This window comes from Pseudomonas palmensis, from assembly GCF_049942755.1.
Taxonomy (GTDB): domain Bacteria; phylum Pseudomonadota; class Gammaproteobacteria; order Pseudomonadales; family Pseudomonadaceae; genus Aquipseudomonas; species Aquipseudomonas palmensis.
This window is the reverse complement of the sequence record NZ_CP187958.1, coordinates 4,936,709-4,954,797: the sequence shown is the minus strand read 5'-3', so window position 1 is coordinate 4,954,797 and position 18,089 is coordinate 4,936,709. Positions and strand designations below refer to the sequence as shown.

The 18,089-nt window shown below is 65.7% G+C and carries 17 protein-coding genes; 9 read left to right on the top strand and 8 right to left on the bottom strand.

Translation table 11 applies throughout. The features are described 5' to 3' along the window. The first annotated feature begins 12 nt into the window (after window positions 1-12). Together ACPRTJ_RS22870 and ACPRTJ_RS22865 are read left to right on the top strand one after the other, a co-directional pair. Window positions 13-474 (top strand): DUF4870 family protein, encoded by a 462-nt coding sequence (locus tag ACPRTJ_RS22870; protein ID WP_054914589.1) that lies wholly within the window; start codon window positions 13-15, stop codon window positions 472-474. Between the two features lie 306 nt (window positions 475-780). After that, window positions 781-1,596 carry a gamma-glutamyl-gamma-aminobutyrate hydrolase family protein gene (locus tag ACPRTJ_RS22865; protein WP_043861344.1) on the top strand — a complete coding sequence of 272 codons (816 nt, stop codon included), beginning with the start codon at window positions 781-783 and terminating at the stop codon, window positions 1,594-1,596. Window positions 1,597-1,676: 80 nt separating this feature from the next. Here ACPRTJ_RS22865 and ACPRTJ_RS22860 read toward each other — a convergent pair whose 3' ends face one another. Continuing rightward, on the bottom strand, window positions 1,677-2,594 hold the full coding sequence (locus ACPRTJ_RS22860; protein ID WP_058540129.1) for a LysR family transcriptional regulator: 918 nt from the start codon (window positions 2,592-2,594) through the stop codon (window positions 1,677-1,679). A gap of 112 nt (window positions 2,595-2,706) precedes the next feature. Between ACPRTJ_RS22860 and araD1 the strand changes: the two genes are divergently transcribed. From araD1 to ACPRTJ_RS22840, 4 genes are all read left to right on the top strand, one after another. After that, window positions 2,707-3,705, top strand: a complete 999-nt coding sequence (gene araD1 / locus ACPRTJ_RS22855) for an AraD1 family protein (protein WP_426427333.1) — start codon at window positions 2,707-2,709, stop codon at window positions 3,703-3,705. 63 nt (window positions 3,706-3,768) lie between these two features. After that, window positions 3,769-5,085 (top strand): MFS transporter, encoded by a 1,317-nt coding sequence (locus ACPRTJ_RS22850; RefSeq protein ID WP_371917302.1) that lies wholly within the window; start codon window positions 3,769-3,771, stop codon window positions 5,083-5,085. Between the two features lie 30 nt (window positions 5,086-5,115). Beyond that, window positions 5,116-6,672, top strand: a complete 1,557-nt coding sequence (locus ACPRTJ_RS22845; protein WP_426427332.1) for a UxaA family hydrolase — start codon at window positions 5,116-5,118, stop codon at window positions 6,670-6,672. A 31-nt stretch (window positions 6,673-6,703) separates the two neighbouring features. Next, window positions 6,704-8,290 carry an aldehyde dehydrogenase (NADP(+)) gene (locus tag ACPRTJ_RS22840; RefSeq protein WP_426427331.1) on the top strand — a complete coding sequence of 529 codons (1,587 nt, stop codon included), beginning with the start codon at window positions 6,704-6,706 and terminating at the stop codon, window positions 8,288-8,290. A 67-nt stretch (window positions 8,291-8,357) separates the two neighbouring features. Here the strand turns inward: ACPRTJ_RS22840 and ACPRTJ_RS22835 are convergent, their stop codons facing one another. Continuing rightward, window positions 8,358-9,980, bottom strand: a complete 1,623-nt coding sequence (locus ACPRTJ_RS22835; RefSeq protein WP_426427330.1) for an ankyrin repeat domain-containing protein — start codon at window positions 9,978-9,980, stop codon at window positions 8,358-8,360. Window positions 9,981-10,014: 34 nt separating this feature from the next. Next, a complete protein-coding gene (locus ACPRTJ_RS22830) occupies window positions 10,015-10,344 on the bottom strand; it encodes a hypothetical protein (RefSeq protein WP_043861351.1) in 330 nt (109 codons plus the stop codon). 318 nt (window positions 10,345-10,662) lie between these two features. Here ACPRTJ_RS22830 and ACPRTJ_RS22825 point away from each other — a divergent pair, with 318 nt between their 5' ends. After that, entirely contained in the window at window positions 10,663-11,736 is a 1,074-nt protein-coding gene (locus ACPRTJ_RS22825; RefSeq protein WP_043861352.1) for an NAD(P)-dependent alcohol dehydrogenase, read from the top strand. A 9-nt stretch (window positions 11,737-11,745) separates the two neighbouring features. Here the strand turns inward: ACPRTJ_RS22825 and ACPRTJ_RS22820 are convergent, their stop codons facing one another. After that, complete coding sequence (locus ACPRTJ_RS22820) at window positions 11,746-12,768, bottom strand: hypothetical protein (RefSeq protein ID WP_043861353.1); 1,023 nt, start codon at window positions 12,766-12,768, stop codon at window positions 11,746-11,748. 125 nt (window positions 12,769-12,893) lie between these two features. On the opposite strand from ACPRTJ_RS22820, the gene thpR reads away from it, so the two are divergent. Together thpR and ACPRTJ_RS22810 are read left to right on the top strand one after the other, a co-directional pair. Further along, on the top strand, window positions 12,894-13,436 hold the full coding sequence (gene thpR, locus ACPRTJ_RS22815) for an RNA 2',3'-cyclic phosphodiesterase (protein WP_043861354.1): 543 nt from the start codon (window positions 12,894-12,896) through the stop codon (window positions 13,434-13,436). Window positions 13,437-13,480: 44 nt separating this feature from the next. Beyond that, window positions 13,481-14,191 carry a hypothetical protein gene (locus ACPRTJ_RS22810; RefSeq protein ID WP_054914597.1) on the top strand — a complete coding sequence of 237 codons (711 nt, stop codon included), beginning with the start codon at window positions 13,481-13,483 and terminating at the stop codon, window positions 14,189-14,191. Between the two features lie 65 nt (window positions 14,192-14,256). Here ACPRTJ_RS22810 and ACPRTJ_RS22805 read toward each other — a convergent pair whose 3' ends face one another. The 4 genes from ACPRTJ_RS22805 to ACPRTJ_RS22790 all read right to left on the bottom strand — a co-directional run bounded on the left by ACPRTJ_RS22805 (window position 14,257) and on the right by ACPRTJ_RS22790 (window position 18,047). After that, window positions 14,257-15,150, bottom strand: a complete 894-nt coding sequence (locus tag ACPRTJ_RS22805; RefSeq protein WP_054914598.1) for an AraC family transcriptional regulator — start codon at window positions 15,148-15,150, stop codon at window positions 14,257-14,259. A gap of 105 nt (window positions 15,151-15,255) precedes the next feature. Next, window positions 15,256-15,603, bottom strand: a complete 348-nt coding sequence (locus ACPRTJ_RS22800; RefSeq protein ID WP_043861356.1) for a cupin domain-containing protein — start codon at window positions 15,601-15,603, stop codon at window positions 15,256-15,258. Between the two features lie 9 nt (window positions 15,604-15,612). Beyond that, complete coding sequence (locus tag ACPRTJ_RS22795; protein ID WP_116054257.1) at window positions 15,613-17,019, bottom strand: NAD(P)/FAD-dependent oxidoreductase; 1,407 nt, start codon at window positions 17,017-17,019, stop codon at window positions 15,613-15,615. Beyond that, complete coding sequence (locus ACPRTJ_RS22790; protein WP_116054260.1) at window positions 17,016-18,047, bottom strand: ABC transporter substrate-binding protein; 1,032 nt, start codon at window positions 18,045-18,047, stop codon at window positions 17,016-17,018. Before ACPRTJ_RS22790 ends, ACPRTJ_RS22795 begins: the two co-directional genes overlap by 4 nt. Window positions 18,048-18,089 lie beyond the last annotated feature (42 nt).

Sequence of the window (18,089 nt, the reverse complement as noted above, 5' to 3'; positions counted from 1 at the left end):
AGAACAGCAAGCATGCAGGATTTCAAGATTCAACGCCCCGACCCGGATGGCCGCGCAAAGCCGCAGAGCAAGCCGCAAAGCCAACCGCAGCAGCCCGACAGCACCGACCACACGGCCTACTACAAGCCCCGCCACCGCCAGGCGCAGCAGAACCAGAGCACCTACACCCGCAGCAGCGACAACGGCCCGATGCTGGTCTACGTGCTGTACCTCATCAGCCTGCTGGTGGTGGTCACCGCGCCTGCCGGGCTGGTCTACGCCTACCAGAGCCGCGCTGGCGCCAATGACCTGGACCGCAGCCACTACACCTTCCAGATCCGCATGTTCTGGATCGGCCTGTTGCTGCTGGGGGTGGGCGTCATCGGCATACCCTTCGTGTTCGGCTGGTTCGTGCTGGTCGGCTGGGCTGTCTGGCTGCTGTACGCAATCACCACCGGCATGCGGCGCTGGCGCAAGGGCCAGCCGGCCAGCTGAGGCCCGGTTGCCTACGCCGAAAGTCGTACGTTAAATATAATGAACTACCAAGCACGCTAACAATTGATATTAATCCTTATAAAACAAGGTATTGGGTTGTATTACTAGAAACAACATAAGGAAATTAGCCTGCCACAGGGTAAAGCCGTTTGACATATTTAACGGCTCTGGCAAGCTATGTCACAGGTTTCGACCGGGAGTCGTCCTTCCAGGCGCTCTCGGCAGTGCTCGAAACCTCAGGTAGCGTCAGCGGTTCCCGATGCGCCTGCACAACAATGACAGGCCGAGCCTGTCCCAAGGTGACATATGCCCAACAGCAACATTGGCAATAAGAATCAGACCCTGCGCAAGCCTGTCGTACTCATGACCATGGGTGCCCAGGAACGCAAGGGCCATGCCTACCAGGTAATGACCCACAAATACATCCAACCCCTGGTCGACCATGCCGGATGCGTGCCGGTTCTGGTTCCGACCTGCTGCGGTACCGAAGACCTCGAGCAGTACCTGGACATGGCCGACGGCGTGTACCTGACCGGTGCCGGCAGCAACATCGACCCGGCGCTGTATGGTCAGGAGAACGAAACCCCGGGCAAGGCCCAGGACCGCGACCGCGACCTGTTCGACCTGCCGCTGGTGCAACTGGCCATCGCCCGTGGCCTGCCGATCTTCGGTATCTGCCGCGGCATGCAGGAAATCAACGTGGCACTGGGCGGCGACATCTACCAGAAGGTCTATGCCGAGCCAGGCTTCAACGATCACCGGGAGAACCCCGACGATCCGGTTGATGTGCAGTACAGCCAGGTTCACAGCGTGCGCCTGGAAGCCGGCAGTTGGCTGCGCGAACTGCTGCAGAGCGATGAAATCCGCGTCAACTCGCTGCATGGCCAGGGCCTGAAGACCCTGGGTGAAGGCCTCGAGCCACTGGCACGTGCCGAAGACGGGCTGGTGGAAGCGATCCATGCACCAAGCCTGTCGCCGTTCCTGTTCGCGGTGCAATGGCACCCGGAATGGCAGGCGGCGCAGAACCCGGACTCGGTGAAGATGTTCGAAGCCTTCGGCCAGGCCTGCCGCCAGCAGGCAGCCAAAGGTCAGGCGGCAAAGAAGGTCGGCTCTACGGCCTGATTCGCGCCAACCGCTTCGCCGGCAAGGCCGGCTCCTGCCGCAGGAGCCGGCCTTGCCGGCGACGGGCCCGGCCTGTCACCTCACACCCCCAGCGCCTCGATCAGCAACTGCGCCGGCACCGGCAGTTCCACCCCCTTGCGCGTGACCACCTCATAGGGCTCGCTGCGCGAGTTCAATTCCAGCGGCAGTTGCGCCAGCATCCCATACTCGAGCGCGATCCTGGCCGAGTCCCACGGCATCACCGCCACCAGCCCACGGTCCTGCAACAGCAGCGTGAGCGTGGTAAAAGTTGATGAAGTTTCAATGGGATACAGCGGAAAGCTCAAACCCGCCTCACGAAATTCTCGCTCCAGCGTCAAGCGCATCGGCATGTTCACCGGGAACACCACCCAGCGTGAATCGGCCAACGCCTCGAGCCTCAACTCGGCACACCCCACCAGCGGGTGCTGCAGATTGGCCACCACCACCAACTGCTCCTGATGCCTGGCCCGGCTCACATAGGCGCCCGGTCGCGGGCTCACGCTGGTTCGGCAGATCACCACATCCAGGCGGCCCTGATCGAGCAAGCTGAGCAGGCGGTCGCTGGTGTCCTCGACGATCGATACCGACAGGTCCGGCTGGCTCTCGCGCAGACGCGCCAGGCCCTCCACCAGCATCGGTACCGCCCCCATGATCGACCCCACCGACAGCCGCCCGCCGTGGCCCTGCAGAATACCGATCATCTCTTCGCGCAGGTGCGCCAGGTCGGTATTGATCAGGCGCGCATAACGCACCACGCAGCGCCCCAGGTCATTGGCCTCCAGCCCCTTGCTGGTGCGCTCGAACAGCACCGCGCCCAGGGTCGATTCGATTTCATTGAGGGCCTTGGTCGCGCCCGGCTGGGTAATAGACAGGGCCTGGGCGGCCTTGTGGATCGAGCCCAGCTCGTCGAGGCTGATCAGCAGGCGCAACTGGCGCATGCGCAGGCGCGAAGCCATGGTAGTCAGGGGTGGCAGCATAGGTGATTACTTTTGGTTATCCCTCGGTCAACAGCTGTCATTAGGCAGCAAAGCCACGCAAATTTAAAGTGTCGGACAACAGCCCTCCCCACAAGAACAATCAGGAGTCAGCATGCGTCTGATCCAATTCGAAACCCCTGCAGCCGCGCGTCACGTCGGCGTCATCGAAGGCGACCTGATCCAGGTGGTACGCAATACCCGCACCATGCGTGAACTGGCCCTGGCCGCGATTCGCAACGCCCGCAGCCTGTGCGACGAAGTGCTCGCCCGCGGCCTGGACGCCACCGCCCACAGTTACGCCCAGGCCCTGGCCGACTGCCGGGTGCTGCCGCCGCTGGACCACGATGACCCCGCCCACTGCCTGATCAGCGGCACCGGCCTGACCCACCTGGGCAGCGCCTCGACCCGCGACAAGATGCACCAGCAGAAAATCGACGACAGCACCGCCCTGACCGACACCGCCCGCATCTTCCAGTGGGGCATCGAAGGCGGCCGCCCGCCCTCCGGCACCGCCGGTGTGCAGCCGGAATGGTTCTACAAGGGCGACGGCTCGATCGTGGTACGCCCCGGCCAGCCGTTCCAGAGCCCCGCCTTTGCCGAAGACAGCGGCGAAGAGCCCGAGCTGGCCGGCCTGTACGTGGTCGGCGATGACGGTCAGCCCTACCGGGTAGGCTTCGCCATCGGCAACGAGTTCTCCGACCATGTGATGGAGCGGCGCAACTACCTGTACCTGGCCCACTCCAAGCTGCGCAACTGCTCCTACGGCCCCGAGTTGCGGGTCGGCGAGCTGCCCGCTCACCTGGGCGGCGTCAGCCGTATCCACCGCGGTGATAACCTGCTGTGGGAAAAGGAATTCCTCAGCGGCGAGGACAACATGTGCCATTCGCTGGAGAACCTGGAGTACCACCACTTCAAGTACACCCAGTTCCTGCGTCCGGGCGATGTGCACGTGCACTTCTTCGGCACCGCGACCCTGTCGTTCGCCGACCAGGTCAAGGCCGCGCCCGGCGACGTGTTCGAAATCAGCCTGCCCGAGTTCGGCGCCCCGCTGCGCAATGGCATCAGCGTGACGCCTTCGGCCATCTCACCCGGCGAGGTGAAAGCGCTCTGAACCGCAGGCGGCGCCCCGCGCGCCGCCGCGGCATTTCATAACAACCATAAGAGTGAGATGAGCATGAAAGACACCTCCTTGCAGGCCGCCCCGGCACCTGCCCTGGCTGCCACCGATGCCCAGCGGCCCACCACCGTGCGCTGGCGCATCTTCCTGATCCTGCTGTTGCTGGCCGCGATCAACTACATCGACCGCGCCTCGCTGTCGGTGGCGCTGCCGCTGATCTCGGCGGAATTCGAACTGACCCCGGCCATGGAAGGCCTGATTCTCAGCGCGTTCTTCTGGTCGTACGCACTGATGCAGATCCCCAGCGGCATGCTGCTGGACCGTTTCCAGGTGCGCAACATCATCGGTGCCGCCACCATTGGCTGGGGCGCCTTCCAGGCACTGGCCGGCGGCGCGCACAACTGGATCACCCTGCTGATCACCCGCGTCGGCCTGGGTGTGGCCGAATCGCCGATCATGCCGGCCGGGGCCAAGCTCAACGGCGCCTGGCTGACCCCCAACGAGCGTGGGCGTGGCGCCACCCTGGTGGACGGCGGCGCGCCGCTGGGCACCGCATTCGGTGCGATCATCATCGCCGGCCTGATCACCTGGTTCGACTCCTGGCGCATCGCCTTCGTGATCGCCGGGGTGGGCACCATCGTGGTCGGCATCTGGGCCTGGTGGTACATCCGCAACCACCCTTGCGAGCACCCCAAGGTCAACGCCGCCGAGCTGGACTACATCAACCAGGCCAACGCGGTGGCCAGCGACGGCAACGGGCGCAAGGCGATCCTCAAGGAGCTGCTCAAGAGCCGCTCGGTACTGGCCATGTTCGCCGGCTATGCCTGCTACAACAGCGTGTTCTACGGCCTGCTGACCTGGATGCCGAGCTACCTGCACCAGGCCCACAATCTGGACATCAAGGCCATGGGCGGCGCCACCTTCCTGATCTTCATGTGCGGCTTCGTCGGCGAGCTGATCGGCGGCTGGATCGCCGACAAGTGGAAAGCCAGCGGCGGCCAGCCCAACACCGTGATGCGCAGCATGTTCGCAGGCTCCGCCGCCGTGGCTGCCCTGTGCATCCTGCTGGTGGCCTACACCCCGGATGCCGCGCGGGTCATCGCCCTGCTGTGCGTCGCGCTGTTCTTCATCCGCTGGTGCGGCATGTACTGGTGCCTGCCGGCGATCCTGGGCGGCAAGTCCAAGGCCGGCATCCTGGGCGGCAGCATGAACTTCTGCGGCAACATGGTCGGCGTACTGGTGCCGATCCTGATCGGCCTGATCGTGCAGTTCACCGGCTCCTACTTCCTGGCCCTGATCTTCTTCGTGGTCATGGCCTTCGGCCTGATGCTGTTCTCCGGCCTGATCGACTATCGCGAGCGCGGCCTGGCGTAAGCCCGGCCCACGCCTCTGGAGATGACTGAGATGCAACTCATTACAACAACAGGCAGCGACAGCGCCGCCAATGCCGTGATCCGCCTCAACCCGCTGGACGACGTGCTCATCGCCCGCCAGCCCCTGCCCAAGGGCCTGCACCTGCAGGCCGAGCACATCGAGGTGCTGCAGGCCATCCCGGCCGGGCACAAGGTGGCGGTGCGCGCCATCGCCCCCGGCCAGCCGCTGCGCCGCTACGGGCAGATCATCGGCTTTGCCAGCCAGCCCATCGCCGCCGGCGAGCATGTGCACGTGCACAACCTGGCCATGGGCGACTTTGCCCGCGACTACGCCTTCGGCGTGGACGCCAGGGGTACACCGGCCACCACCGACGATACCTTCATGGGCATCGTGCGCGCCGACGGCCGGGTGGCCACGCGCAACTACATCGGCATCCTCACCTCGGTGAACTGCTCGGCCACCGTGGCACGCGCCATCGCCGACCATTTTCGCCGCGACATCCACCCCGAGGCGCTCGCGCCCTACCCCAACGTGGACGGCGTGGTGGCCCTGACCCACGGCGTGGGCTGCGCGGTCGACCCTGGCGGCGAGGCGCTGGCGATGCTGCAGCGCACCCTGGGCGGGTACGCGGTGCATGCCAACTTCGCCTCGGTGCTTATGATCGGCCTGGGCTGCGAGACCAACCAGATCCCCGACCTGCTGGCCGCCCAGGGCCTGAACAGCAGCCACACCCTGCGCACCTTCACCATCCAGGGCACCGGCGGCACCACGCGCACCATTGCCAGCGGCATCGCCCAGGTCAAGTCGCTGCTGGCCGAAGCCGATCAGGTGCGTCGCGAGCCGGTCAGCGTCAGGCACCTGACCGTCGGCCTGCAATGTGGCGGCTCCGACGGCTATTCGGGTATCACCGCCAACCCGGCACTGGGCAATGCGGTGGATCGCCTGGTAGAGGCCGGTGGCACCGCGATACTGTCCGAAACCCCGGAAATCTACGGCGCCGAGCACCTGCTCACGCGCCGTGCGGTCAGCCGCGAAGTGGGCGAAAAGCTGATCGCGCGTATCCACTGGTGGGAAGCCTACTGTGAGCGCATGGGCGCCGAACTGAACAACAACCCCTCGGCCGGCAACAAGGCCGGCGGGCTCACCACCATTCTCGAAAAATCCCTGGGCGCCGTGGCCAAGGCTGGCTCCAGCGACCTGATGGACGTCTACGAATACGCCGAACCGGTGCGTGCCCACGGCCTGGTGTTCATGGACACCCCCGGCTACGACCCGATCTCGGCCACCGGCCAGGTCGCCGGCGGCGCCAACCTGATCGCCTTCACCACCGGGCGCGGTTCGGCCTACGGCTGCGCACCGTCGCCCTCGATCAAGCTGGCCACCAACACCCGCCTGTGGGAAACCCAGGAAGACGACATGGACGTGAACTGCGGCGGCATCGCCGACGCCAGCACCACCATCGAGGAACGCGGCGAACACATCTACCGCCTGATGCTGCGCATTGCCTCGGGCGAGCGCAGCAAGAGCGAACAACATGGCTACGGCCAGAACGAATTCGTGCCCTGGCAGATCGGCGCCATCACCTGAGCCCCTGCCCTCAACCGACAAGGACCCCGCAATGACCTCTGTTCTCGGCCACAACTACATCGCCGGCCAGCGCAGCGCTGCCGGCACCACCGTACTGCAGAGCCTGGATGCGAGCACCGGCGAAGCGCTGGCGTGCACCTTCATCCAGGCCACTGCCGAAGAAGTGGACGCCGCCGCCAAGGCTGCCGCCAGCGCCTACCCGCAGTTCCGTACGCTGCCTGCGACGCGGCGCGCCGAATTTCTTGATGCCATCGCCGACGAGCTGGACGGCCTGGGCGATGACTTCATCGCCACGGTATGCCGCGAAACCGCCCTGCCCGCTGCACGCATCTCGGGCGAACGCGGGCGCACCAGCGGGCAGCTGCGCCTGTTCGCCAACGTGCTGCGCCGTGGCGACTTCCACGGGGCTCGCATCGACCGCGCGCTGCCCGAGCGCCAGCCACTGCCGCGCCCGGACCTGCGCCAGTACCGTATCGGCCTGGGGCCGGTGGCGGTGTTCGGCGCCAGCAACTTTCCGCTGGCCTTCTCCACGGCCGGCGGCGATACCGCCTCGGCGCTGGCCGCCGGCTGCCCGGTGGTGTTCAAGGCTCACAGCGGGCACATGGCCACCGCCGAATGGGTGGCCGATGCGATCCTGCGCGCTGCGCAGCGCACCGGCATGCCGGCGGGGGTATTCAACATGATCTATGGCGCAGGTGTGGGGGAATGGCTGGTGCGCCACCCGGCGATCCAGGCGGTGGGCTTCACCGGCTCGCTCAAGGGCGGCAACGCCCTGTGCAAAATGGCCGCCGAGCGCCCGCAGCCGATCCCGGTGTTCGCCGAGATGTCGAGCATCAACCCCGTCATCCTGCTGCCACAGGCGCTGCAGGTGCGTGGGGCGGCCATCGCCCGCGAGCTGACCGGTTCGGTTACCCTGGGCTGCGGGCAGTTCTGCACCAACCCCGGCCTGATCATCGGCGTGCGCTCGCCGGCGTTCAGTGACTTTGTGCACGCCTTCGTCGCACAGATGGCCGAACAGCCTGCACAGACCATGCTCAATGCCGGGGCACTGGCCAGTTATGCCAAGGGGCTGGAGCACCTGCACCGCCATCCTGGCCTCACGCACCTGGCAGGGGCCGCGCAGAACGGGCGCCAGGCGCAACCCCAGCTGTTCAAGGCCGATGTGAACTTGTTGCTGCAAGGTGATGATTTGCTTCAGGAAGAAGTGTTCGGCCCAACCACCATCGTTATCGAGATAGAGGACGATGCGCAGCTGGCGCTGGCATTGCAAAGGCTGCGGGGACAACTGACCGCCACCCTGATCGGCGAGCAGGCCGAGTTGCTCGAGTACCGCTGGCTGGGTGAGTTGCTGGTGGAAAAGGTCGGGCGGGTTCTGCTCAATGGCTATCCGACGGGGGTCGAGGTGTGCGATGCGATGGTGCATGGCGGACCGTACCCGGCTACGTCCGATGCCCGGGGCACCTCGGTGGGTTCACTGGCGATCGACCGGTTCCTGCGCCCGGTGTGCTTGCAGAACTACCCCGATGCACTGCTGCCCGAAGCGTTGCAGAATGCCAATCCGCTGGGAATCCAGCGGCTGGTCGATGGCGTCATGAGCCGCGAGGCTGTCGGCGCCTGATGCGGGCGCCTTCGCCGGCAAGGCCGGCTCCTGCACCTGCAGGGGCCAGCCTTCCCGGCGACTGGGGTCAACCCTTGTTGGCAGCCAGGCTGTCAACCAGCATTGCGCTCTGCGCATCGCTGGCTTCGATCATCAGCTGCTTCAGGCTCTTGTCGAAGCCCGGGAACGGCGCTTCGAAGTTGAACGTGGACTTGCCCAGCAGCCCGCCCACGTACTGGATACGCGCCGCGTCCCAGCTCACCTGCTTCTGACGGCCCAGGCGCGGGTCGCGCAGGAACACCAGTTGCACCGGGGTAACGCCCGAATAGTCCGCCTTGTCCAGATCGGCACCGGCCGCGATCAGCGCATTGGCCACGGTCTTGTCACGCTGCGTGATGCAGTAGTGCAAGGCAGTCTGGCCCGCGTAGTTCACCGCGTTGATGTCCTGGCTGGCGATCAGGCGCTGGCCCAGTTCCGAGCGCTCCTTGGTCAGGCTGTTGCTCTTGCACAGCTCGTGCAGCGGCGTGTTGCCGAACAGGTTGGCCGTCTTGGCATTGGACAAGGCCAGCAGCTGGTCGAAGTGCGCGTCCGAGCAATCGCGCCACGCGTTCTTCAGGCACATCATCAGCCGGGTATTGCCCTCTGCGGTGGTCTTGAGCGGGTCGGCGCCCAGGCTCACCAGCATGTCGTAGGCATTCTCGGCCACATAGTGGACCGGCAGCTCGGCTTCGGCGACCAGCGGCTTGTTCAGGTCGATGTCAGAGGCCTGCAGCAGGTACTTGAGCGACTCCACATCGGCCACGTAGCCGTCACGGGTAGACTTGCCGGCCAGCGCTTCCTTGAGCTTGTAGTGGTTGGGCGGCACGTCCTGGTACGGCACCAGCACCTGTACATCCAGCTCGCGGTAGATCACGGTCTTGCCGGTGTCCTGCCCCGCCGCGTAGGTTTCGCGTTTTTCGACGGTCTTTTCCGGCCAGTCGGGCGAGGCGAAGTACTGGATCGAATCGCCATCGCGCTGGCCATCCTTGTAGGCAGTGACCTTACGCAGACGGTAGGTGCCGTCGTCGAGCAGCACGAACTCCTCCTGCAGGCCCTCCAGCTTGCCCTGGTTGTAGTGCTTGCGCTCCTGCACCTGGCCGGTCGGGTAGAAGGTTTCCTGCACGCCATCGAGCTGGCCGCTGCCGTCCTTGTCATAGTTGGCGACCACGGCCGGCACCTGCTCGCCATTGACCACGCGCCAGGCCGATTGGGCCAGGGTGCGACCGTTCTGCTTGCTGCCCTCTTCGTGCACCGTGACCTGTTCGCGGGTCTGCAGGCCGCTGGCGCAGTCGAACTGGCTCTCGGTCTGCTTCTTGCCGGCGATGACGATGCGCTGCTGCGGCTTTTTCTCGCCGCCGCTGCAATACACGGTCGTGGTGCCGGTCAGCTGGCCGTCATCGAGTTGCGCCTCGATGGCCACCGAGCCGTCGGCATTGTGGGTAACCCAGTCGCCCTGGACCTTGCCGTTCTTGACCTTGAACTCGGAGATCAGCGTGTCGCCTTCCTTCCAGATGATGGTGCCGGACACCGGCTCCTTGGTCTTCTTGTCCACATAGATGGCAGTGGGCTTGCCCTTGCTGCCCTTGGAGGTGGTGACCTCGTCCCACTGGTAACTCGACCCGCAGCCAGCCAGCAACGCGGCAATGCCTGATACAGCCAGTACTTTTTTCACAGAACGTCCTTGGAGTTGAATGTGGCGTGGGGAGTTACTTGATGCGGGTCAGGGTCATGCTGACCAGCTCACCGCCGTCCAGCACCACCAGGCGGTTGCCGTTGTCTTCGACGCGCGCGTTCATCACCGCGGTGCCGTTCTTGTCGCGGGCGACGACGGTGTCACCGTCACGCTTCCACTCGTCGATCTCGTACTTGTCGCCCAGCAGGGTGATGTAGTCCTCGTCCAGCTCTGCGGTACCCACGTTGCTCTTGAAGCCCATCACGCTGGCCTGCACGTTGAACTTGCCTTCGATGGCATCGCTGCCGCAGCCGGCCAGGGCGGCGAACAGCGAGGTGAGCACCAGCGTCTTGATGATTTTCATTAACCGAGTCCTTAGCACGTATCTGTCTTGTGGGTTGCACGCTGGCACTTTCATATCAACCTGCCAGCATGAGCAACCTATGACCCTGTCCTACAATTTAAGTTCACTTCATAAACAACTTTAGATTATTTGCCTAACTATCTGTTTTAAAACAAAAGATGATGAAAATAGCCTGGGAGCCCGGTGATTTGTTTCCTACGCAGATGAGCCCCGCCATGGCCTATGCTCATCAGCTTGACCCGGATCAACAGCCCGCCGCCCGTGCAGGCGCACCCTGCCCCATGAAGTTGCGCGTGTACCCCTTGAGGAGAAACGACCATGGCCCGCATGAAAGCTGCAATCTTTGTCGAAAAGAACCGCATCGTGCTCGATGAAAAACCGATCCCCGAGGTCGGCCCCTCGGACGCCCTGATCCGCATCACCACCACCACCCTGTGCGGCACCGACGTGCATATCCTGCGCGGCGAGTACCCGGTGGAAAAGGGCCTGACCATCGGCCATGAACCGGTCGGCATCATCGAAAAGCTCGGCGCCCAGGTTAAGGGCTTCACCGAGGGCCAGCGCGTCATCGCCGGCGCCATCACCCCCAGCGGCCACAGCTATGCCTGCCTGTGTGGCTGTTCGTCCCAGGACGGCCCCGGCACGCCGCACGGTTTCAAGCCGGCCGGCGGCTGGAAGTTCGGCAACACCATCGACGGCTGCCAGGCCGAATACGTGCTGGTGCCGGACGCCATGGCCAACCTCTCGCCGATCCCGGACGGGCTGAGTGACGAACAGGTACTGATGTGCCCCGACATCATGTCTACCGGGTTCTCCGGGGCCGAGCGCGGCGGCGTGCGCATCGGCGACACGGTGGCAGTGTTCGCCCTGGGCCCGATCGGCCTGTGCGCGGTGGCCGGGGCCAAGCTGATGGGCGCCACCACCATCATCGGCGTCGACACCGTGCCCGCGCGACTTTCGGTAGCCCGTCAGCTGGGCGCCACCCATGTGGTGGACTTCAAGCAGGGCAACGTGGTGGACCAGATCATGGCCCTCACCCACGGCCGTGGCGTAGACGTGAGCATCGAGGCGCTGGGCACCCAGTCGACCTTCGAGTCGGCGCTGCGCATCCTGCGCCCGGGCGGCACGCTGTCGAGCCTGGGGGTGTACTCCTCCGACCTGACCATCCCGCTGTCGGCCTTTGGCGCCGGGCTTGGTGACTACAGCATCGTCAGCACCCTGTGCCCCGGCGGCAAGGAGCGCATGCGCCGCCTGATGGAGGTGGTGGCCAGCGGCAGCGTCGACCTCAAGCCGCTGGTGACCCACCGCTACAAGCTCGACGACATCGAGGCGGCCTACGAACTGTTCGCGCACCAGCGCGACGGCGTGATGAAAGTCGCGATCACTCCATGAGCACCGCCATCAGGGCTGCATCGCCGGCAAGCCGCTGCTGAGCACCAGGCTGTCGCGGATCTGCCCCGACAGCGCATTGACCCCCGCCATCACCCCGGTGGCGGGGTTCTGCATCAGGCCCTGCCATTCCTCGTTGAGCGCCACATTGAGAATCACCCGCAGCTGCTCGACCATGGCCGGGCGCTCGCTTTCGTGCATCATCGCGCCGATGCCCGCCGAGGCCACCGAGATCAGCGCCCCCACCGCCTTGCCCACCGCAGCCGCCACCGCGCTGGCCGCGCCGCGCGGCACCAGCGTTGCTTCGAGCTGGGCGCTGGCGCGCTTGGCCACCGACGACAGGCCCGTGTCGGACGGCGCCTGGCCTGCCGCCACCGCAGCCTTCTGGATCTGCTCGTTCAACGCCAGGTAGGCCGGCAGGGTCAGCAGTGGCTGGGCCGTGATCAGCTGATGCACCGAGGCGTCGCGTGCGGCCGGCGGGCCGAGGGCGATGGCGGGAATGCGGTTCAGGTGCAGGGCGAACTGGTCGGGGGCGGCGCGGTAGCGCTGGCCGATACCTTGCAGCTGCTGGCCGAGCAGTTGCACGTACAGTTGGGTGGCGCGCTCGCGGATCAGCTGCGGGTTGATTTCCCTGGCCACCGGCTCCAGCACCCGTTCGCGGTACTGCTCCTGCAGGTAGAGCGCCAGGCGGTCCTCGCCGGGCGCGGTCTGCTGGTTCTTGCTGACCTTGTACCAGGCCACCTTGAGGGTCAGCCACTGCTGGGTCCAGTAGCCGGTGAACCACGGAATGAAGTCCGCCTCGGTACGCGCGTGCACTGCGTCTTTCCATACCTTCATGGAGCGTCGCGCATAGTCCTGGGCGGAACGGCTGGCGCCCTCGGAGGCGTCGATGATGTCCCAGTCGACACGTTGCCAGGCGGCCTGGGACAGCACCACCGGGGGTTGCGGCGCTGGTGTCGGCCGGGACCGGGCGCAACCGCCGATGGCCAGCAACAGTGCAAGGGTGCACAGGGCGAGCAGGATGCGCTGGTTCAAGGTCGGCCCCCCGGTGCAGTGAAGCGCTTGCCTGGAGTATAGCGAGCGGCGCGGGAACCACGGCTGGCCTTGGTCGGCGCTGCTCGGTACCCTGTCGGCACCTGCACACATTCAAGGGAGCTTCCATGCGAGGTGAACTGCGAACCCCGGGCGAGCCGTTCAAGCGCCTGTTCATCGCCCTGCCCTGTACCGAGCAGCAATGCCGGGCCATCGGCAAATGGCGCAGCACACTGGGGATCACCCGTGGTCGTCCGGTGCCTGCGGCCAATTTTCACCTGACGCTGATGTTCCTTGGGGAAGTCGGCGTCTCGCGCCTGCCTGCGCTGTGCGACGCCATGGCGGCGGTGCCGCGCCCCGAAGGCCCGCTGCGCCTGGAGCTGGACCGGCTGGTCGCATGGCACCGCGCCGATGCACTGGTGCTGGAGCCCACGCAGACGCCGGTGGCCTTGCGTCAATGGGTGTATGCCCTGCAGCAGGCGTTGCTGCCGCTGGGCGTGGAAGACAGCGTGCGTGAGTTTCGTGCGCACCTGACGCTGGTGCGCGACTACCCGGGTGATGTACCGGAGACGCCGGAGCCACCGGCGTTCAGATTGAACATCGACGATTTCGTGTTGTTCGAGTCCAGTGGCGGCCGCTACAAGCCGATAGCGCAGTGGCCGCTGGCGTGAACCCCTGCCGACCGTGGTGTCGGCGCTGACTGGCAAGGAAGAGCATGTATTACTGGAACAAGGACAATTTCGAAGGCCTCAGGCGCATTGGCGAGGTCTATGCCTCCCGTGAAGGCTTTGCCGGTTTCTCGCGGTATTGCCTGCTGCGCGAACAGGGCCTGAAAAAGCCGGCGCTCAAGGCGCTGGACGAGTTTCTCGACGGTGCGCGTCAGCGGGAGGTGGGCCAGCAGCGGGCGATTGTCTGCGAGATTGCCGATCTTGCCTTCAGCAACAGTGGTGCGCACCAGTTGTTGTCGCATGCCTTGACCCGCTACCTCAGGCAGGTGCTGCGAGCCTGGTGCGACGAGGGCCCGGCGTTGGCCGAGCCTTATCGCTGGATGGGCAAGCTGACGGGCGAGTCGGCGTGGCTCCAGGCGGCACTGGCGCACGACCCGCAGGATCAGGTGGCGTTGCGGCAGTTGGCGCTGGATGAGCTGGGCGAGGTTGATTTCATGGTTCATCACCTGCATGAGTCGGTGTTTCTGGGTGACGTTACCGTTGCGGCGACGAAGCTTGCGCGTGCCAGTGCGCTGGCGCGGTTGATCGAGGCCGAGACGACCCGCAGTTACATTGATGGTGAAGTGTGCAGCCTGCGTGAAATGCTCGAGGCCTGGGCGCAGTATCAGGCGGGTGATCGGGCGGTGGGGTTTGCCCAGTGGTGCGAGGCGCAGGCGCATGAGTTCCGGTTCCTGAAGAGCTACTACTACACCGAATGAGGAGTGGCCCACCTCTATTGTAGGAGCCGGCCTTGCCGGCGAACGAGCGCCACGCGCTCGCCTCCCTAGAGATAAGCCTGCTCCCGCCCCGGGCTGCGCTCGAAATGCCGCTTGTACTCGCGGCTGAACTGCGACGTGCTCTGATACCCCACCCGATGCGCCACCTGCGCCACACCCAACCCCTCGCCTATCAACATCTGCTGCGCCTTGAGCAAACGCAACCGCTTGAGGTACTGGATCGGCGACAGCAACGTGCAGCGCTTGAAGTGCTCATGAAACGTCGAGGTACTCATGTTCGCCCGCCCCGCCAACGCCTCCACGCTCAACGGCTCGGCGTAATGCTCGCGCAAATGGCTGAGGGCTGCAGCGATGCGCGCAAAATGCCCCTGCTGCTCCACCAGCGCCCGCAGCACCCCGGCCTGCGGCCCACGCAAGGCCACGTACAACACCTCGCGCACTCGCGCCGCCCCCATCACCCGGCTTTCCAGCGGGTCGTGCAGGCAACGCAGCAGCCGCTCCACGCTCTCGCGCATCGGCGCATCCAGCGCCGCTGATGTCATGGACTCGGGCGTCTGCGCCGCCACCACCTGGCCAGCCCCCAGCCCCATGCTCTGCACCAGTTCGCTCAGCACCGTGCGGTCGATCGCCACCGACACGCCCAGCAGGGGTTCATCTTCGGTGGCGAAGGTTTCGCACATGAACGGCACCGACAGTGCCTGCACCAGGTAGTGGCCAGCCCCATATTCCAGGGTGCGCGGCCCCAGCCGGGCCAGTTTGCTGCCCTGGGCCAGGATCATCAGGCTCGGTTCGTAGATCTGCGGGCTGCTCGCCACGTAGTGGCTCCAGGACAACACCTGCACCTGCGGCAGGTGGGTGTCGACCGGGCCCGGGCGGGTGGCAAGGGGTTGGATCAGGGCGCAAAGCGTGGCATTGGCATCGGCGTGGCAGGTGAGCTGCATGGGGTACCGCATCAGAGGATCAGACACGCGCATCATCGCAGATTCGCTGCCCACCGCCACTACCGCACGCCCGATCCCGGAGGATCAGGCATGACTATCGGAGCATTAACCCAGGATCAGGTAGGTCTTGCGTACCGTCTGGCGCACGTCCCAGGTGCCCTGGCTGTTGGCGGCAAAGTACAGCGCATCGCCGGCACCGAACGGGATAGGTTCGCCACCCTCGGGGGTGAAGCTGCCCTCGCCGCTGATGATATAGCTGTACTCGGCCTGCACCACCTGGCGCCGGAAGCGCCCCGGCGTACATTCCCACAAGCCGGTGCTGGCGCCCTGCCCGGCCAGCTCCTGGTGCAAAGCGGTACGCGCCATGGCTACCGGCTCGCCCAGGGGGGCGCCGACTGCCGCGCTGGGGCCGAAGGCCGTGTCGTCTTCAAGGTGAATCAGTACAGGGTTCATGTGCAGTCCTCAGGATTTGTCTTCAAGCCCGGCCGGAGCCAGGCGGGCCAGCATGCAGTCAAGACGGCCGGCGGTGTGGCCGGCCATTTCGGCGCGCTCCTTGCGTATCACGGCGTTGCGCACCAGCGAACCGCCCACATAACGCAGCGGCTCCGGCGGGAAGGCCTTGCAGTTGCGCCCCACCAGTGCACAGGTGCTCCAGGCATCCTTGCGCCCCAGGGCCAGGCTGGCCAGGATGCGCCCGCCCAGGCGGCTGGGACCCACGCCGTTGCCGCTCCAGCCGATGCCGTAGTGGATGTTGCCCTGCTCGCCCAGGCCGCCGAAGGTCGGCAGGCTGTCGTAGGTGCGGTCGATGGGCCCCGACCAGGTATGGGTGATACGCACGTCATCGAGCATCGGGTAGGTACGGCGCAGGTCGGCCTCGGTCAGCGCGATGCTGCCCGGGTCGTGGCTGAACACCGGCCCGATCCTGCCGCCGTAGGCTATCGCCCCGGTGCCCTTGCCGAAGGCGATACGGCCATCCACGGTGGTGCGGTAGTAGTCGACCATCAGTTGCGAATCGGTGATCGACTCGGCGCCGGTCCAGCCCATCTGTTCCAGGCGGGTCGCCACCGGCTCGGTGAGCACGATGGAACTGTTGACCGGGGTGATCAGGCGCGCCAGTTGCGGCAAGGCAGCCGCCCAGGCATTGGTGGCCAGCACCACCGAGCCGGCACGGATGCGCGCCTGCGGGGTCAGCACCTGCACCGGTGTGCCGGGCTGGATATCGCTGACCGCGGTACCCTCGGCAATCACCACCCCCGCCTCCAGCGCCACCCGGCGCATGCCGCGCACCAGGGCGCCGGGTTGCACGGTGGCGTTGCTGCGTTCGAACACGCCGGCCAGGTGCACCTTCGAGCCACAACGGCGCGCCACCTCGGCAGCCGGCACCCGCTCGAACGGCGTTACCCCAAGGCGGGCACAGGCGGCCAGCGTGGCGTTCCAGGTGTCGATGTGCGCGGGGCTGGTGGCCGTCCACAGCCAGCCCTTCTGGCGAAAGTGCGCGTCGATCTGGTGCTGCTGGCAGAACTCGCCCAGCTCGCTGATCGCCCGCTCGGCGCTGTGCCCCAGAAACAGCGCCTGCTCCCGGGTGCAGAAGCTCGCCAGGGTGCCCACCTTGGGCCACCACGACATCACGAAGCCGCCGTTGCGCCCCGAGGCGCCCCCGCCGCACACGTCCTGCTCCAGCACCATCACGCGGATATCCGGCTCATGTTCCTTGAGGGTCAGGGCGGTCCACAGGCCGACGAAGCCGCCACCGACGATCACCACATCGGCGTCGTGCTCACCCTGCAGCGCCGGGCCGGGTTTGAGGCTGGGCTCGGCGCTTTCCAGCCAGTAGCTGCGTTTGAGCGGTGCGCTGGGGGTCAGTTTCATGAGCGTGCCGCCCAGGCGTTGAAGCGCTGTTCGAGCAGTTCGCCGTGGTCGGCCCAGAAGCTTGCGTTCATCGGCAACTGGCCTTGCAGGTTGGGGCTGCCGGTGGGCAGCTCGCTGACCCGCTGCTCGCTCAGCAGGCCCAGGGCCTCGCGGTTGACCGGCCCGTAGGCGATCTGTTCGGCGTAGCCCTTCTGCTGCTCGGCCTTGAGGGTGTGGTTGATGAACTTCAGTGCTTCGTCGCGCTTCTTGGCCCCACGCGGAATGGCCCAGGCGTCCATGTCATAGATGCCGCCATTCCACACGATGCGCAGCGGGGTCTGGCTCTGCACCGCGCTGATCCGGCCGCTGTAGGCCGAGCTCATCACCACGTCGCCCGAGGCCAGGTATTGCGGCGGCTGGGCGCCGGCCTCCCACCACTGGATGCTCGACTTGATCTGGTCGAGCTTGGCGAAGGCGCGGTCCTGGCCTTCACGGGTGGCCAGCAGGGTGTAGACATCGGCCGCCGGCACGCCGTCGGCCAGCAGGGCGAATTCCAGGGTATACATGGCGCCCTTGCGCAGCCCGCGCTTGCCGGGGAATTTCTCCAGGTTCCAGAAGTCGTCCCAGCTGGTGGGGGCCACCTTGAGCTTGTCGGCGTTGTAGGCGATCACCGTCGACCACACGAAAAAGCCCACGCCGCACGGCTGTACCGCACCGGGCAGCAGTTGCGCGGCCACGGCCGGGTCCGGGGCGAACTCTTCGAGCAGGCCTTCTTCACAGGCGCGTGCCAGCTCGGGCAACTCCATCTCGACCACATCCCACGAGACGCTGCCGGTATCGACCATCACCTTGACCTTGGCCATCTCGCCATTGAACTCGCCGGCCACGATGCGGGTGCCGGTCTGTGCCTGGTAGGTGTCATAGAAGGCCGCCACCTGTGCGGCCTTGTTGGCCCCGCCGTGGGACACCACGGTGAGGTCGGCCAGCGCCGATGTGCTGCACGCAGCGGCAGCGATCAGGGTGAGCGAAAAGGCCAGATTCTTGTGCATTGTTATGTTCTCCGGGTCGGGATGGCTCAGTAGGCCAAGTGT

Excerpts from the sequence above, each read along its gene's own strand:
- ACPRTJ_RS22870 (WP_054914589.1), top strand. The coding sequence starts at position 13 with ATGCAGGATTTCAAGATTCAACGCCCCGACCCGGATGGCCGCGCAAAG.
- ACPRTJ_RS22865 (WP_043861344.1), top strand. The coding sequence starts at position 781 with ATGCCCAACAGCAACATTGGCAATAAGAATCAGACCCTGCGCAAGCCT.
- ACPRTJ_RS22860 (WP_058540129.1), bottom strand. The coding sequence starts at position 2,594 with ATGCTGCCACCCCTGACTACCATGGCTTCGCGCCTGCGCATGCGCCAG.
- araD1 (WP_426427333.1), top strand. The coding sequence starts at position 2,707 with ATGCGTCTGATCCAATTCGAAACCCCTGCAGCCGCGCGTCACGTCGGC.
- ACPRTJ_RS22850 (WP_371917302.1), top strand. The coding sequence starts at position 3,769 with ATGAAAGACACCTCCTTGCAGGCCGCCCCGGCACCTGCCCTGGCTGCC.
- ACPRTJ_RS22845 (WP_426427332.1), top strand. The coding sequence starts at position 5,116 with ATGCAACTCATTACAACAACAGGCAGCGACAGCGCCGCCAATGCCGTG.
- ACPRTJ_RS22840 (WP_426427331.1), top strand. The coding sequence starts at position 6,704 with ATGACCTCTGTTCTCGGCCACAACTACATCGCCGGCCAGCGCAGCGCT.
- ACPRTJ_RS22830 (WP_043861351.1), bottom strand. The coding sequence starts at position 10,344 with ATGAAAATCATCAAGACGCTGGTGCTCACCTCGCTGTTCGCCGCCCTG.
- ACPRTJ_RS22825 (WP_043861352.1), top strand. The coding sequence starts at position 10,663 with ATGGCCCGCATGAAAGCTGCAATCTTTGTCGAAAAGAACCGCATCGTG.
- thpR (WP_043861354.1), top strand. The coding sequence starts at position 12,894 with ATGCGAGGTGAACTGCGAACCCCGGGCGAGCCGTTCAAGCGCCTGTTC.
- ACPRTJ_RS22810 (WP_054914597.1), top strand. The coding sequence starts at position 13,481 with ATGTATTACTGGAACAAGGACAATTTCGAAGGCCTCAGGCGCATTGGC.
- ACPRTJ_RS22805 (WP_054914598.1), bottom strand. The coding sequence starts at position 15,150 with ATGCAGCTCACCTGCCACGCCGATGCCAATGCCACGCTTTGCGCCCTG.
- ACPRTJ_RS22800 (WP_043861356.1), bottom strand. The coding sequence starts at position 15,603 with ATGAACCCTGTACTGATTCACCTTGAAGACGACACGGCCTTCGGCCCC.
- ACPRTJ_RS22795 (WP_116054257.1), bottom strand. The coding sequence starts at position 17,019 with ATGAAACTGACCCCCAGCGCACCGCTCAAACGCAGCTACTGGCTGGAA.
- ACPRTJ_RS22790 (WP_116054260.1), bottom strand. The coding sequence starts at position 18,047 with ATGCACAAGAATCTGGCCTTTTCGCTCACCCTGATCGCTGCCGCTGCG.